The sequence below is a fragment of the uncultured Winogradskyella sp. genome (assembly GCF_947498005.1).
Lineage (GTDB): Bacteria > Bacteroidota > Bacteroidia > Flavobacteriales > Flavobacteriaceae > Winogradskyella.
In genome coordinates, this window is sequence record NZ_CANMIW010000003.1 from 115,076 (window position 1) to 131,673 (window position 16,598).

At 31.2% G+C, this 16,598-nt stretch carries 13 protein-coding genes; 3 read left to right on the forward strand and 10 right to left on the reverse strand.

The window, feature by feature from the left end; all coding sequences use genetic code 11:
• Positions 1 to 62: 62 nt before the first annotated feature.
• From Q0891_RS06350 to Q0891_RS06365, 4 genes are all read right to left on the reverse strand, one after another.
• Entirely contained in the window at positions 63 to 2,528 is a 2,466-nt protein-coding gene (locus Q0891_RS06350; RefSeq protein WP_299099881.1) for a PorP/SprF family type IX secretion system membrane protein, read from the reverse strand.
• A 3-nt stretch (positions 2,529 to 2,531) separates the two neighbouring features.
• Positions 2,532 to 3,998, reverse strand: a complete 1,467-nt coding sequence (locus tag Q0891_RS06355) for a gliding motility-associated C-terminal domain-containing protein (RefSeq protein ID WP_299099883.1) — start codon at positions 3,996 to 3,998, stop codon at positions 2,532 to 2,534.
• Between the two features lie 58 nt (positions 3,999 to 4,056).
• The gene (locus Q0891_RS06360) at positions 4,057 to 5,364 is read right to left on the reverse strand and encodes a hypothetical protein (RefSeq protein WP_299099886.1); all 1,308 of its coding nucleotides are present in this window, start codon (positions 5,362 to 5,364) and stop codon (positions 4,057 to 4,059) included.
• A 262-nt stretch (positions 5,365 to 5,626) separates the two neighbouring features.
• Positions 5,627 to 6,079: a hypothetical protein gene (locus Q0891_RS06365; RefSeq protein ID WP_299099888.1), complete on the reverse strand. Its 453-nt coding sequence runs from the start codon at positions 6,077 to 6,079 to the stop codon at positions 5,627 to 5,629.
• 588 nt (positions 6,080 to 6,667) lie between these two features.
• Here Q0891_RS06365 and Q0891_RS06370 point away from each other — a divergent pair.
• Together Q0891_RS06370 and Q0891_RS06375 are read left to right on the forward strand one after the other, a co-directional pair.
• Positions 6,668 to 7,258 (forward strand): hypothetical protein, encoded by a 591-nt coding sequence (locus tag Q0891_RS06370; RefSeq protein WP_299099890.1) that lies wholly within the window; start codon positions 6,668 to 6,670, stop codon positions 7,256 to 7,258.
• 162 nt (positions 7,259 to 7,420) lie between these two features.
• Positions 7,421 to 9,124 carry a patatin-like phospholipase family protein gene (locus tag Q0891_RS06375; protein ID WP_299099892.1) on the forward strand — a complete coding sequence of 568 codons (1,704 nt, stop codon included), beginning with the start codon at positions 7,421 to 7,423 and terminating at the stop codon, positions 9,122 to 9,124.
• A gap of 226 nt (positions 9,125 to 9,350) precedes the next feature.
• On the opposite strand, the gene Q0891_RS06380 is transcribed toward Q0891_RS06375, so the two are convergent.
• On the reverse strand, positions 9,351 to 10,541 hold the full coding sequence (locus Q0891_RS06380) for an acetate/propionate family kinase (protein WP_299099894.1): 1,191 nt from the start codon (positions 10,539 to 10,541) through the stop codon (positions 9,351 to 9,353).
• A 10-nt stretch (positions 10,542 to 10,551) separates the two neighbouring features.
• Positions 10,552 to 12,660: a phosphate acetyltransferase gene (pta, locus tag Q0891_RS06385; protein ID WP_299099896.1), complete on the reverse strand. Its 2,109-nt coding sequence runs from the start codon at positions 12,658 to 12,660 to the stop codon at positions 10,552 to 10,554.
• A 204-nt stretch (positions 12,661 to 12,864) separates the two neighbouring features.
• Between pta and Q0891_RS06390 the strand changes: the two genes are divergently transcribed.
• A complete protein-coding gene (locus Q0891_RS06390) occupies positions 12,865 to 13,107 on the forward strand; it encodes a cold-shock protein (protein WP_299099899.1) in 243 nt (80 codons plus the stop codon).
• A gap of 50 nt (positions 13,108 to 13,157) precedes the next feature.
• Here Q0891_RS06390 and Q0891_RS06395 read toward each other — a convergent pair whose 3' ends face one another.
• The 4 genes from Q0891_RS06395 to Q0891_RS06410 all read right to left on the reverse strand — a co-directional run bounded on the left by Q0891_RS06395 (position 13,158) and on the right by Q0891_RS06410 (position 16,464).
• Positions 13,158 to 14,495, reverse strand: a complete 1,338-nt coding sequence (locus tag Q0891_RS06395) for an exonuclease domain-containing protein (protein ID WP_299099901.1) — start codon at positions 14,493 to 14,495, stop codon at positions 13,158 to 13,160.
• A gap of 178 nt (positions 14,496 to 14,673) precedes the next feature.
• The gene (locus tag Q0891_RS06400; RefSeq protein WP_299099903.1) at positions 14,674 to 15,051 is read right to left on the reverse strand and encodes a hypothetical protein; all 378 of its coding nucleotides are present in this window, start codon (positions 15,049 to 15,051) and stop codon (positions 14,674 to 14,676) included.
• Between the two features lie 10 nt (positions 15,052 to 15,061).
• Positions 15,062 to 15,373, reverse strand: a complete 312-nt coding sequence (locus tag Q0891_RS06405; protein ID WP_299099905.1) for an HPF/RaiA family ribosome-associated protein — start codon at positions 15,371 to 15,373, stop codon at positions 15,062 to 15,064.
• 191 nt (positions 15,374 to 15,564) lie between these two features.
• Positions 15,565 to 16,464: a DMT family transporter gene (locus tag Q0891_RS06410; RefSeq protein WP_299099907.1), complete on the reverse strand. Its 900-nt coding sequence runs from the start codon at positions 16,462 to 16,464 to the stop codon at positions 15,565 to 15,567.
• Positions 16,465 to 16,598 lie beyond the last annotated feature (134 nt).

Sequence of the window (16,598 nt, forward strand, 5' to 3'; positions counted from 1 at the left end):
TATTTTTAGTTTTCATCTTTTTCCTCAGGGCAGAGATAAAGATGAAAACAGCTTAACACTTATTAATTTTCAATTTTTACTATTGACATTTTTCCATTGTACGGTCTGTTTCCTTTAGTTTTTAATGCGTTATTCGCGTCTTTAATATTATCAAATTTCTCGTAGAAGATGTAGTATTTACTTGTACTTACGTCGTGGAAGAAATCAATATCAGTTCTACCTGCAGATACAACTTTAGTCACAAAATCATTTCTTCGTTTTATATCATTATGTACAGCGATAATTAGGTAGTAACCACTTTCTACATTTTCAATATTTTTTAGAATTATGATACTACTTCCTAAATCTTCGCCATAATCAAAATCTTCAGACGTGTAAGCCGTCTCATTTAATACTGTCGTCTTTTTAATGTTTTGAAGTAAAGATCTATCTTGGTTATATCTGTCTTCTTCATTAGTGTAGGCAGCGCGCTTAATACGTCTTCTTTTTTCTACCTCTGTAGCTATATTAATAGTCTCAAGTCTAGAATCTAATGCTATTTTAACTTCAGTTGCTTTTTCTTGCTCTAACTTTAACTTATCTATTTCCCCTTTATAAAATAAGTTAACTTCATCCATTGCAAATTCATCAATTTCTGCACGTTCATTGTATAGTTCTGTTAATTCTTCAATTTTATCATTTCTATTTAATATTACTTTTTCTAAGTCTGTTTTAATTGCATTTAGCTTATTGTTTTCTGCAGTAACACTTTTAAAAGGTTTAGGCGCTACAGTAATTCCCTGATCTCCTAAATCATTTTCTTCTTTAAGGTCTTTTAGGTCATTATTTTTAATTGTAACAATCTCATCAAACTTCTTCAATAAGTCATTTTGAGTTTCTTTTGAATCTTCAGTTGATTGTGATAACTCCTTCATCGATTTAGCAAGCTCATCTTTTGGATTCTCAATTAAATCTTCTTCTGAGGACAGCAATTCAGCTTCTTGTTCTGCAATTTGTTTCGCTTTAGCATCTGCTTCCTCTTTTACTTTAGCAGCAGCTTCTTCTTGCGCTTTTTGCTCAGATATTAGTTTCGCTTTGGCATCAGCTTCTTCTTGTGCTTTTTGCTCAGCTATTAGTTTCGCTTTAGCAGCAGCTTCTTCTTGTGCTTTTTGCTCAGCAATTAGTTTAGCTTTTGCATTAGCTTCTTCTTGTGCTTTTTGCTCAGCTATTAGTTTCGCTTTAGCATCAGCTTCTTCTTGTGCTTTTTGCTCAGCTATTTGTTTTGCTTTGGCATCAGCTTCTTCTTGTGCTTTTTGCTCAGCTATTTGTTTCGCTTTGGCAGCAGCTTCTTCTTTCGCTTTTTGCTCAGCTATAAGTTTAGCTTTGGCATCAGCTTCTTCTTGCGCTTTTTGTTCAGCTATTTGTTTAGCTTTAGCATCAGCTTCTTCTTGCGCTTTTTGTTCAGCTATTTGTTTTGCTTTGGCATCAGCTTCCGCTTCTTTCTTAGCTTTTTGTTCTGCTTTTTCGGCCTCTTTTTTAGATTTTTCCTCTTTTGCTTTTGATTTAGCAATGACACGTCTTCTATTATCTTTAGCTAAAATACTTGTTAATTCATCTTGAGGACTATAATCGTAGTAGTCTTGCTTTTCAAATCTATATGCAATAGTAAAATCGTGAGAATTACCAAAATTGCTTAGTTTTCCTATAGCATTTTCATAATTGTATTCTAATGCAATATTTTTTGTAATATTTAAACCAGCACCAACTGTGGCACCATATACAGAATTGTAACCACCTTGAAACCAGAATCCTTTAGGCACTGTTATCATTGCTAAAGCTGATATAATAGTTTTATTTTCATAAATATCAGATTTTAATAAACCCGTAAATTTACTTTCATCAAAAAATCCCTTACTATCCATGTAGCCTGTGTACATAATATGAGCTTCAATACTTTGCTCAGGATTAACATCTACAAGAGACGATGTACTAAAATTATATAATGCTAAATTGTTAATAGATAATCCAAAATCTAAATACTCAGTACCAAGATTAATACCTGGATTAATAGTTAATAACGTATTCTCTGGGACGTTTTGTAACGAAGGATCATCAAAATTAGAGACTATACGTCCTGTATTAATGCCACTTTTATATGCGCCAACATTTAAACCAAATGTAAGGTTGTTAACACTACCAATTCTGGCATTGTAGGCAAAGTTAAGTATACCACCAAAGGTTGTTAATACACCATAATTTTGTTGGAAAACACCAATTCCTGCTCCAATATTTTCACTAATTCTACCAGAATAACTGCCAAAATAGGTTGTAGGTGCATCATCGAATTGTACCCATTCTCTTTTGTTATTGAAACTGATAGTTGTTGTTTGTTCTCTTACAAAACTAAAAGTTGGGTTGATATTAAATCTATTAAAGGTTAATGAATTTCTCGCAGGTAAATCAAGTGAAACCACACCGTCATCATCTTCTTGCGAATAAAACGTCTGCGCTGAGCAGATACATAATATTAAAAGTAGAAGTTTTTTCATGATTTATTTAACTACGGTTATTGATCCTTTTTTTGTTTTATTGTCTTCTGTTGTAATAACGTAATAATACACCTGATTTACACTAGATAGGTTTAGGTCGTATTCAGGCCAATTATTTTGATAAGAGACCGTCTTTAATATTACTTTACCACGATTATCCATTATGATAACTTCAGTATTTGTATTGTCTGTATGATAGATTTGTGGAATAATCCATGTATCATTTATACCATCTCCATTAGGACTTATTACGTTAGGTATTTCTTCTACATCTGGGAAAAAATCTACAGCTTCTTGAACTGTAAATACATATTCTACTGAGGCTTCACAACCTGTAGTTGAGGTAATTACAGCTGTATATTCACCAAATTCAGTCGCTTCAAAATACGATTCAGTTTCTCCCTCAATTAAAATACCGTCTAAATACCATGAAAATTCAGGATTACTAGCATTAGTTGTAAGGTTCACTTCAATAGGATAGCCTTCTAAAGTTTCATTAAATTCAGGAACATCAATACTGCTTTCAAATAATTCGCTAACTAAGTCTATTGAACCAGAAGCTGAACAATCTCCTAAATCTACTTGAACTGAAAATGTTCCAGAATCATTAGTTTCATACATTTGAGATGTTGCGTCTGTGATTAACTCTCCATCTTTAAACCATTGGTAAGATATACCGTTAAATGTACTTAATGTCGTTGTGCCTTCACCTGGACAATATGGATTTCCTAAACTAGAAACGATTGTAGCATTTGCTTGACCGGAAACAACTTCGGTAATTGTAACACGATTAGAGAATGAATCTGATGTGCAGCTTCCATAGTCTGTTCTAGCAAAGTATGTACCGTTTGATGTAACCTCTAATGTTTCTCCTTCTGCTACAAACTCAAAAGTAGTAGGACTTGTTTCTCTATACCATTTATATGACAGACTTGGATATTGTAAAGGTGAATCGTTATTACTTGTGCCAGGATTATCTATGCTCAATATATAACTTCCACCAGCACAAAATGCACCAGTTGAAACTAAATTATTAATACTAAATGGTGAATCTTGCGGCTTAAAATAGGCAGCAAATGAAACGGAATTAGAACTTGTTGCTATAGGAGCACTGCTCGTTATTCTAATTCTATAATTTTCTCCAGAAGCTGTTTCTGGAATTGAAAAATCTAATGTTGCAGGAGACGTCGTCACTGAACCTGGTATTGATGAATATATAACTTCAGGATTTGTAAAATCGCCCTCAGAATCTGATAATTCTACTGAAAATTGGTTTGTAGGATATAAACCAGTCTCTGGTGAAAATATAAATGTTGTACTAAACGAATTAAAATCGTCATTTGCACATGCTTGTGTAAAACCAAGACTCGGTGTACCTATAACTATTTGCGCGTATAATCCTTCTTGCGTAAATAATGCAAAAAAGCAGAGTCCATAAATAAGACTTTTGAGGTAAGTAGGTTTAAGCATTGGGTTAAGGGGATTTTTTAATAAGGTTTAAAATGTATTAATTCTTATTAGATATGTTTTAATCTTGTTCTGTATCGTTAGAAGCTATAATTTTATTAATTCTTAATCTAAAATCAGGATATTTACTATGATTAGAGTTTATAAAAGTTTCAGAGTCTGGACCTTTAGAATAAACATTATCAAATGCTCTACTACCATACCAACTTTCTAAGTCATCATTATTGATATAATCTTTTCTAAAAATGTTTCCATTACAATTATTAAAATAAGATCTAGTAAATTTTATTTTATCTAAATTTTCACTGTTAATTGCCATATTAGTATCTAAGTAAACAGCCGGACTAAAACCAGAAATAACACTTTTGTTAATTTGAAATGATACGTCAGTACCTAAATAAATAGCTTCTTGTACTAGACCAACTTGAATATCTGATTCCAAATCGTTACTTACATTAAGCAACGTTAAGTTTTCTGCGATTACGTTTGTCTCTTTTTTACTTGTATCTGCATTTTCTTTTAGATCGTATGAATTAATATTTAAACATCTAGATCCATCTGCACTTGAGATATAAGGAGATCTTACTGCCAGAGAATTACGAAGACTGCATTGAGTTCCATAATTAAAGTTGAAATCATTTTTACTAGATCTGTAAGAAACAGATTGAGATATTGTAACATTTCCTCCTAATACATTATAAGAGTTCCCATCACTATAACTTACCATAACATTGTTTATCGTTGTTTTTAAACCAACTCCTGCCAAAGTAATAGCGCTATAATTTCCAAATTCTTTAGTTTTTTTACCTGCATATTCAACTCTCACATATTTTAGAATACCAGAGTCACTATTTTCATCATCTCCACCGTAACTAATACTTTCAGTAGAAGAAGGGTTTAATCCATAATTTAGTGACATTACTTTACCAAAAGTATTTATTGGCGCATTACCTAAAATAAAAATTCCGCCCCAATCACCAGCTTTCTTATCCATTTTGTTTGATGTAAAAATAATTGGGTCTGTAGCAGTACCTACAGCCTGAATTTTTGAACCTTTACTAATAGTAAGCGATCCGTTAGTAGAATAGTCACCTAGTATTACAGTTCCTGGTTCAATAGTTAAGGTAGCACAGTTTGTAACAAACACTTCACCCAATAGTAAATATGTGTTCCTTTTGGTTAAGGTTGTATTTTCAAATATGTCACCAGAAAGTATTTGGTTAGGTTCATCATAATTAGCTTTATTGGGTTTAAAATCTGTCCAAGTATCTAGCCAATTATTGTATCCTGTAATTCCTTTTTCTTGTTGTGCATTTAGTCCGCAATACAAAAAAATTAGTATAACTGTAGTAAGCGTAATTTTTTTCATAGTAGGTTAATATTTTAAATAGATTAATTGGGATTTCACTATTAGGTCCAAACATAAGATTTTATTCTATGAAACACAAATAATATCGACGAAATGCATAATTTAATTATGTTTTAGTATAATTTCTTACAAATAATAGGTGGATAACTGAATTTTTACATGTTTTATGGAAAGTTTGTAAAATCAATCATCCAGTCAGAATTAAAAAAAAACCTTGACTCAATGAAGTCAAGGCTTTAAACACTATAATAAATAAAACTAACTAATCTTTTTTGAAATCCTCATACGTATGTAATGCCTTTAAAGTTGATTCGTAAAACAAAATTGCGGCAATTAGATCTGACGTATCAGAATAGGGTAATATTGATTTTTGAAATTCGATGGTGCTTTCAAAATAATTATCTGAGGCCTCAATGTTTTCTTCTAAAGCCTTTTTATTATCTTTTGTTTCTGGAATTCCTAAAGATTCCATTGTAACTCCTGGTTTTGTTGCAAAAGCAATATTTGGTAGAATATTAACGATAACCTCTATACGCTCTATGTATAGAACTAATAGTTCGCCTTTATCCATATTTTTTAAGTCTTCACGACTATGATATTTTGAAATATTTACTTTGCCGCTAATGATGCTTTGAGACTCTTTATCTTTTTGTGCAAAACCCATCGTTATCATCAGTAAAAAAAGGGCACTAAATAAAGTAAATTTTAGTTTCATAATTATGCTTTTATGTTATTCTTAGTTGAGCAAATCTATACAATTATTTAAAGAAACCAACTATTTTTTAGATTTTTTTTGATTTATTTTACCGATTAAATACATTAAATACTAGTTGAACTGCGTATTTACTTGGTAAAATGCAGTTTTTATCGATGAAATACTTTTTCGCAAAAAATGCTGTGAATCGAAAATAAATCATAATTTTTTCTAAATCAGAACCTAAAATTGAACATTTTAAATGGTAAAAATTCATCTAAAATTTAATTGAAATTGATGGTAGTTGTACTTTCAAATATATATGTTAATATCAAGCTGTGTTAATCTTTTATTTTCGATAAAAATAATAGCTTATATACTTATAACGTTTTAAGAAAATGAAGGGTATCATATATAGTTAAGTGAATGTTATTTTTAAACAATAAGACTAACTCTCTCATTTTTAATTGATAATTAAAGAAAACCTGTACTTTGTCGGAGTTTTAAGTTTTCAATTTCTCTTTATCGTATAAATATTACATTGGTAAGATTTATATTGTTTTACTGAGAAAAAGCATGAATTTTGATTCAATCTTTAATGCTTAACCTATGAAAACTCGTATTTATTTAATTTTCTTTATTAGCTTTTTAGGAGCAACTACTTTAATTTCTGCTCAAGACTCTAAAAAGTTACCTATTTACAATCAAACAACTGCTAATTTAACTAATGTTGATACAATTCCAGATTATGCATCTAAAGTGAATAAGCTTAAAGTTTCTGGAATAATTTATAAAAGTGATGGCATAACACCAGCTAAGGATGTTATTCTATATATAGAACAACCAAATGAAAATGGCGATTTTGAGTTACTCGGCGAAAAAGATGCTCGTTATGTAAATCACAGAGGTTGGGTAAAAACTGATGCAGATGGCCACTATACGTTTTATACATTTGTACCAGGTGGTGATAGAAGATATAATCAAATGCAACAATTATATCCTATTGTAAAAGAACCTTCAAAAGATGCATACGAAGTAGAAACATTTCTTTTTGATGAAGATCCTTTATTAACAAAGACTTGTAGAAAAAGAATGGAGAAAAAAGGTGATGTAACAAGAATCTTAAAATTAAGTACTGAAGGCGATATTTTAGTTGCACAACGTAATATTGTTTTAAAAGAAAATACAACGTCTATTTAATAGACAATCATTAAATAGTAGAAAGTCCTGAATAAATTATTCAGGACTTTTTTTTATGCCAATATTTTAAGAACAATTCCCTCATTTTAGAAATTAAGAGATCTTACTTTAGTAAAAATCTAATTATTGCCTAACTTTAAAAAAGATTTAAATGACTAGTAAATGGGAAATGATAAAGTAAAAGAAATACAGTTTGAACCATTCAATAAAATTGGATTGTGTTTTAGTGGAGGAGGTTATCGTGCTACTTTTTTTACATTGGGCATTCTATCTTATCTGGATGCTATTTCCTATAAAAACAAATCGCTTTTAAAATCCGTAAAAGCATTGAGTACAGTGAGTGGAGGAACACTTACAGGAGTTGCCTTCGCCAAGGCTTTGCAGGAAAAAGATTTCGATTTTAAAACATTTTTTAAAACGTTTTATAACACTTTTACACCAACAAATGATGTGTTATTAAAGTCTGCAGTACGTAAGTTGAGTGACGACAATATTTGGAAAACTAACTCCCATAAAAATAGATCATTAATAAATGCTTTTGCATTAACGTATTCAGAAATGCCTTTGTTTAAAGGGGCGTTTGATAGTTTTAGAGAAGAATCAATACATCAGTTAGAAAATGTATGCTTTAATGCTACAGATTTCTCCTTTGGCTTAACATACCGATTTCAAAACAAAGGTTATTTTGGCAACAATCCTCTATTCAAATACAACCAGAGTGCAATAAACGCTTTAAAGAACCAAATTCAATTAGGTGATGTCATTGCATCGTCATCTTGTTTTCCTGTCGGATTTGAACCGATGGTTTTCCCTGATGATTATATAAAAATTAGAGATGATAAAGCTTATAAGGAATTAAAAAAATCAGACCTTTTTAAAAACGGTGTTGGTATCATGGATGGTGGTATAACAGATAACCAAGGTATAGGGAGTATGGTTTTGATTAATAATAGAATGAAAAATACTGACAATGGTGCTTTAGACCTCATTATTGTGAATGATGTTGGTAGTTATAAAATGAATCCTTGGGAACCAGATACCAGAAAAATTGAATCAAATAGTACTTTGCAGCAAGCCATTGACAAAATATTAAAATATTTCAGTTTTAAATTAATCTATGTACTTATACTATTCACAGGTATACTGATTATAACATTAAATTTCTTGAACGTTTTTGGAGAAAAAGCTTCTAGTAATATAAGCGTAATAGGTGGCTTTATTACAGGTTTTGGCGTCCTTGTAACGGTCTTAGGTTATATAGTTTCAAAAATAAAAGCTTTGCAGTTATCTAAACTCAATACTCTTTTTAACAAAAACGTACCAGAACCAATTGTAGACGATGTTATGTCCTTTAAAAACTTAGATATTAGCTTGATAAAAGTTATGATTTCTAATAGAATTTCGTCTTCAATGACCATGATAAATGACGTTTTTCTGAAACAAATTAGACGAATTAATTATGATTATTTCTATTCTAAATCTGAATATAAAAACAAACGTATCACGGCAACAATATATAAATTGAATGGTGTTGAAACACCATACAATAAAAATACTGACTATAATCAAGACATTAAACCATTTCCAAGTGATGAGTTAAAGAATATAAGCTTAATAGCATCTAAAACACCAACAACATTATGGTGGGATCAAAATGATATTGACAATAACAGAATGGAATCCTTAATTGCCTGCGGACAATTTACTATTTGTTATGAGCTACTAGAGTACATTTTAGAGCTGAAAGCAGATAAGGAAAGTGGTATTTCTGATTTTAAGGAAATTAATAAGCTAGAGTCTGTTTTAAAAACACAATGGCAAGCATTTAATAAAAATCCATTATGGTTGGTTAATGATTTAAAATAACAAACAGAAGGTTAAAAAAGTATAAATTTCAGTTAATATTGATGTTTTAAAATTGCTCAACGCTTTCTACCTTATGGTGCACCATTAAATGAAACATAAAGTAATTGATTTTGCGAAATCGCTAAAAAGAAACATTTAATTATCTGCCAATAATTATAAAAGCTCCAGAGATATTCTGGAGCTTTTATGGGTTTTAAGCCGTAGCATTTATCTTAAAATAAATGAACTATAAACTATTAACAAGGTTATACGCTTGTTTAGCAATTTCTAATTCTTCATTAGTTGGAATTACTAACACTTTAGTTTTAGCAGAGGAAGTATTAATTTCTCTTATTTCGGAAGATCTTAATTCATTAATTGATTTATCTATTTCAATTCCAAAATAGTCCATGTTTTCACAAACCATTGCTCTAATTACACTAGAATTTTCTCCAATGCCTGCTGTAAAAACAATAGCATCTAATCCATTCATAGCTGCTACATAAGCGCCAATATATTTTTTAATTCTGTAGGCATTCATAGCTAAAGCTAACTGGCAATCTTCATTTCCTTTCTCGGCTTGGGCTTGGATATCTCTAAGATCACTATAACCAGTTAATCCATACATACCACTTTCTTTATTCAACAAAGTATTCACTTTTTCTAAGCTGTAGCCTAAACTGTTTACTAAATAAAATACAATTGCGTGATCTATATCGCCACTTCTGGTACCCATAATTAAACCATTTGAAGGTGTAAAGCCTAAATTGTGATCTACACTTTTCCCATCAACAACAGCAGTCATACTGCAACCGTTGCCTAAATGGATGGTAATAATTTTTGAAGTTTTTAATTTTAAATATTGAATCGCTTTTTCACTAACGAACTTATGACTAGTTCCATGAAATCCATATACTTGAATCTTATGTTTTTTATACAATTCATTAGGAATCGCATATTTTTTTGCTTTTTCTGGTAAAGTTTGAAAAAATGCAGTATCAAAAATAGCAGCTTGCTTAGCATTAGGAAAAAGTGCTTCTGCTACTTCAATACCAATCAGATTATTAGGATTGTGAAGAGGAGCAAGTGCAGCAAATTCCCCAATTTGCCCTTTAACGTCTTCTGTAATTAAAGTGGTGTTAGAAAATGAATTTCCGCCATGAACAACACGATGGCCTACAATTGCAATTTCATCTGTGTTTTTTATAACACCTTTATCTACATCTAATAATAAATTTACGACACGTGTTAAACCGTCATTATGGTTTTTTATAGGATGTGTTTTCTTTAAATTTACAATATCTGTTTTATAATTGAGTATAGCATCCTTTTCGCCAATGCGTTCTACCAAACCACTACAAATTAGGGTTTTGGAAGGCATTTGTATTAATTGAAATTTAATGGATGAGCTTCCAGAATTAATAACTAGTATATTCATATATTTTATTTTAAAAATCTTGAGCTTGAATTACAGTAACTATCACAGTATTAAAAATATCATCTGTAGTACAGCCTCTACTTAAATCATTTACAGGTTTGTTTAAACCTTGAATAATTGGACCAATAGCTAATGCTTTAGTTTCACGTTGAACTGCTTTATACGTATTATTTCCAGTATTTAAATCTGGAAAAATAAACACATTTGCTTGGCCAGCAACTTCAGAGTTTGGTAGTTTAGTTTTACCCACTCGCATATCTACAGCGGCATCATATTGTATTGGGCCTTCAACTTTTAATTCTGGGCTTTTTACTTTTATTAATTCAGTTGCTGCTCTAACTTTTTCAACATCCTCGCCAACTCCAGAAGTACCAGAAGAGTAAGAGAGCATTGCTATTTTTGGATCTATACCAAAAGCAATACTCGTTTTAGCTGAAGAAATTGCAATTTCAGAAAGTTGTTCTGCAGTTGGGTTTGGATTAATAGCACAATCACCATATACTGAAACTCTATCCTCTAAGCACATAAAAAATACCGACGACACAATTGAAGTTTCAGGTTTTGTTTTAATAAACTGTAAAGCTGGTCTTATTGTATGTTGTGTTGTATGCACTGCGCCAGATACCATGCCATCTGCGTCGCCTTTATGTACCATCATCGTTCCATAATAAGACACGTCTTCCATTAAATCTTGTGCCATTGCTAGATTAACGTTTTTGTGTTTACGTAACTCATACAAGGTTTCAGAATATTCTTTAAACTTAGCAGAATCAATTGGGTTGATTATGGTAACCGAACTTAAATCTAAGTTTAAGTCTAAATTAAGTAATTTTTCTTCAATTAATTTTTTATCACCTAATAATGTTATTTCTACAGCATCTAGATCAATAAGTTGTTTTGTAGCTCTTAACACACGCTCGTCTAATCCTTCTGGCAAAACAATATGCTTTTTATTAGATTTCGCCTCTTTCAATAAATTATACTGAAACATTCTTGGTGTTACACCTTTGGTTTCAAACGTGATTAATCGTTCAACCAACTCTTCACTTTTTACGTGCTTTTCAAACTCTTTTATAGAGGTAATAATCTTTTCTGTATTCTCAGCGTAAATCTGAGATTTAATTTCCCCAATTTGGTTGGTTACATTATAAGTACCACGAGGCGCAGAAATAATAGGGACAATATCAGAGAGTCCTTCAATTAGTTTAATAATTGATTCCTCTGGCGTTAATCCACCAGTTAATACAATACCAGATAGTGAAGGATAATTATCCGATAGATTAGCTTGCAAAGCTCCTAATATAATATCTGCTCTGTCGCCAGGTGTGATTACTAAAGCATTCTCTTTTAAATGGGTCAAATAATTACGAAGCTGCATAGCACCAACACTGAAATTTCCGGCTTGATTGTTAATATAAGCTTCACCAAAAAGAACTTTAGCATCTAAGGCATCTACAATTTCCTTAATAGAAGGATTAGATAATTTTGGATTCAACGGAATGGCATTAGCAATGATTGAAGATGGTAAATCCTTTTCTAAATTGTCAACGATTAATTTTAAATTTTTAGGATTTACCTTGTTCGCAATTACAGATAAAACTTCTACACCTTTGTCTTTAAAGGAATCATATGCCATGTGCAAATTACCTACGAGCTCGTCTAAGGTTTTGCCAATTCCGCTTGCTAAAATAATTGCCGGAACGCCTAAGTTTTTAGCGATTAGTACATTGATATCAAACTCAATGATAGCACCTTCACCTATAAAACTACTGCCTTCTACCAAAACAAAGTCAAAACGATCTTCTACCGCTTTAAATTTGTCAATTATAGTACCAATTATCTCATCATCTTTATTTTCGTTTTTCTTTTTAATAACTTCACTTCGTTTAAAAGCGTAAGCATCCTCAAACTTTAAATCGAGATTAAAATAAGATATTACAGTATTTATATGGTTGTCTATTTCGCCAGGCTCTATATCGTCTATTATAGGTCTGAAATAGCCTACTTTGGCAGCCTTACCCAACAATAATTGCATTAAACCTAATGAAATTATTGATTTACCACTATTGGGTTCTGTTGTAGAAATGTAAACGGCTTTATTCGTTAATTTTTTGTTCATATGTTAAGATAAAACTATAGTTTCAGTAAAATCACTAATATTAGTTTACAAAATTAACGATTAAACGCCTTTATTTTGTGACATTTATCATGTTATTGAAAAAAACGTAACAGAATGGTGATACTTAGTTGATACCTTTGGTAGGATAAAAACAAAATGTAAATTTGTAGTACCAAATGAATTACAAATTAATGGCAGTTTAAAATGATATTACAATTTTTTAAAAACTTATTTAAAGGCAAAACATCGAGCGAAGTAAAACACGGTACAGTGAAATTTTTCAACTATACAAAAGGTTTTGGCTTTATAAGTATTACTGACTCTGATGATGAAATATTTGTTCACACTACAAATTGTGTAGATAAAATAAAACAGAATAATAAAGTGACATTTCAGGTAGAGCAAGGAAAAAAAGGACCAACTGCTGTTAATGTTAAATTAGCTTAGTCTATTTTCCTATTTTATATTGTATGTTTTATTGGCGAAGCTTGTTATGGCTAACAGCCCAACATTAGTGGTCGTAAAATTTTCTGAATATCTACGCTGTTTTTTTGTGGAATTAAAAAGGTATTTAAATCATCTATGTGATTTATCTGCTCGTCTTTATCTATAAATCCGTAGCCTAAGTATTGGCCTTCTTTAATCATTACAAAGGCTTCTTCATTACCGTGTCTACCTTTCTCTTTAAAAATAAGATCATTTTTTTGATGAGACATATCGTGGATGGCTTCTAGGACTCTATTATTATAGTCTTCAACAGATTCTTCATTTTTACATATGCCGTTACAGTTTTTAATGCTGTAGTGTGAACATTCTGAAACGGATTCTTGTAAATGACAATATTTTGGGCACAAGTTAAATTTAGCACATATCTTTTCCATATAAGAGCGAAGATCTCTAATATTAAAAAACGTAAGTATAGGATTAGGAACTAAACGTCCTTTATTACTCGCTAAATGTAGAACACCTTTTCGGTCTTCGTAAGAGAATATGGCGAAGGTTTGTATAGTACGTTTTGCCACTTTATTATAAATAGGAAAATGATGCTTTATCGCTGCATCTTCCATAAGTAGGGCAATTAACTCGCTACCAGAAATTTCAAAATCAAGATCTCTGGTTTCCCTAACCATTTCTAATGATTTTTTTGTTTTACTATAGAAATGACTTAAAACACGTTTTTTTATGTTTTTAGCTTTTCCGACATAAATAACAGTTCCTTTTTTATCCTTAAAGTAATAAATACCTGGTGTACTTGGTAAGGCCTCAAACTTTTCTTTAGGAAGGTTAGGAGGTAAGGTCGCTTCTCTAGAATTCTTATTTAGAAATTCTTTAAAGACTTCAGCGGCATTGGGTTGTTGTAATAATAATTCAAACAGAATAACCGTAGCTTCTGCATCGCCTCTCGCTCTGTGTCTGTCTACCAAATTAATGTCTAAAGCTTTACATATCTTTCCTAGACTATACGAGCGATGACCAGGAATTAAACGACGCGATAAGCGTACTGTGCATAGTTTTTTTCTAGTAAATTCTCTGCCAATACGTTTAAACTCTCCTTGAATAACGTTGTAATCAAAGTTTACGTTATGGGCGACAAAAATGGCACCTTCCGTAATATCTAGTATATTTTGTGCAACATCTTCAAACGATGGTGAATCTGCCACCATTGCATTATCAATACCAGTAAGTGCAGTAATGTGCTGAGGAATAAAACTATTTGGATTTACTAATGATGTGAACTCATCTACTACGGTTTCTCCATTATATCTAAAAACCGAGATTTCGGTCATACGATTGGTTTTTCCTGTGGTTTCAACATCAATGATGGTGTAAATCATGTATAGAATCTGAGATTTAGATTGAGAATTATTTTAAAAGAATAAAGATAATCAGTTTTAGTTAGTTTTTGAAATTTTACTATTTATTAGATTTCGATTCTACGTCCATTTAGATATTCATAAAAAAAAGCAACGTGCTAAACGTTGCCATTAATTCTAGTGACTTAAAAGAGAGTCATTATGTTTTTTGAATACCTTCACTATCACTATCTATAAATGTTAATACTTTAGAAGGATTTTTAATCTGCTTCGCTTTCCCCTTTGTAAAAACAATGGCACCATTTAAAGCATCTGGATTTTCCCTTAGAATCTTAGTACAATCATGGTTACTGAAACTGTCAATATTACCTTCAATTTTTTTAGGGTCAATTAATTGATTCAAATTTAGGTTAAGTCGTTTGCCTAAATCTATCCACTGCGTACCTGTTAATTTTTGTTTAGAAATATCAATACTCAAAACCTTTTTATCAGTAGCACTCAAGTATCCTAAGGTTTGCTTATCTTCATTGTCATTACCATTGTATATGCAGGTAATTTCTCTTTCATTCTCGCTCATAATTCCCATTTTAATATGTTTTCATTTGTTCTTTTCGTTTCTTCAGTTGCCTTTTAAGTTCGTTTACGGTCTCTTGAACGGCATCTTGAAATGTATTGTGTGATGATTCCGAAAATAGACGAGGACCAGGAGCACTTAGTCTAATACCACACATTTTACCTGTTTCGTCTGACGATGTGTTTTCGGTCTTAAAAAAAACATCGGCACGATGCACAAAATCATAATAAGTAAAAATGGTATCCAACTTTTCGTTTGTGAAACTCTCTAATGTATCACTTGCGTTGACATCGTGATATTCGTAAATTATTTTATCATTATTCATAGTGTTATATTTTAAGTTATACTCAAAACTAAGACTATACTTATGAATACCTTAACTGATTTACTAGAAATGTTCGCTTATATAATGAAGACTTGATTTAAATTGCCGGGATAAAAATGCACTAATTGGAGTGTTTTTAGAAGGCTAAATAAACTAAAAGTGAATAAAATTAAAGAGCAAATTTGAAATCTTTACGAATACAAGATAAGCCCAACACCAATCATTATGCCAACTAAAGGCACTAATTTCTTACGTTTGTTTTGTTCTTTAAAGATTAGACCACCAACAACAACAGAAATTATAATTTGGCTACGTTTTATGGCTGATAATAGCATGATAAGCGCATCAGGATCTTGTAAAGCTTTAAAATAGAAATAATCTGCTGCGACCAATAAAACACCTACGGCAACTATGGTCCAACGAAACTTGAAAGCTTTTCGTTTTTCCTTAAACGGAAACCAAGTGATAGACAATATTATTAGTAGGATTAACACAGTATAGAAACAAAACCAAAATTGCAATGTTTGTGGGTTTAGCTCTAAATTCTGAATTAAAAACTTATCATATAATCCACTAGAAGCACCTAAAAATGTGGCAGCAATAATGGCAAAAATCCATTTGTTACGCTTAAAATTAATACCTTCTTTTTTACCAATTCTAGAATATAATATCACAGAAAAGATAATTAGAAAGAAGCCAATCCATTGTAAAAAATTTGGTTGTTCTTGGTAGATTAAAATGGCGCCAATAAAAGTAAAAAATGGTCCAGCAGAACGAATAGGTGTTACAATAGTTATGGGTAAATGTTTTAAAGCTTGATAAGCTAAAACCCACGAACTAGCCATAATCGCAGATTTGATAGCGATAAAACCGTGAGTTTCCCAATCTATTTTAGAAATATAAAGACCCATTTCTATAAGTGATTCCTCATAGAATACTGAACCAAAATAAAGTGGTAATAAGAAGAGAAAACCAGAAGAAATAGTACCAAATAGTACAGGGAACACTTCGTTGCCTTGTACTGCATGTTTTTTGCATAAGTTGTGTAAACCTAAAAATAAAGCCGCTAAAAGTCCGAGATACATCCACATAATGCGCGCGAAGATATTGGTTTATTTGATAAAAATTCATTCCTGATTTTGTAAATTTCATGAATTGATTTAATCATATCTATACCAGGTTTATAATATCGATTTTAAAAGAGTTTTTACAGCGAGATTTGAGT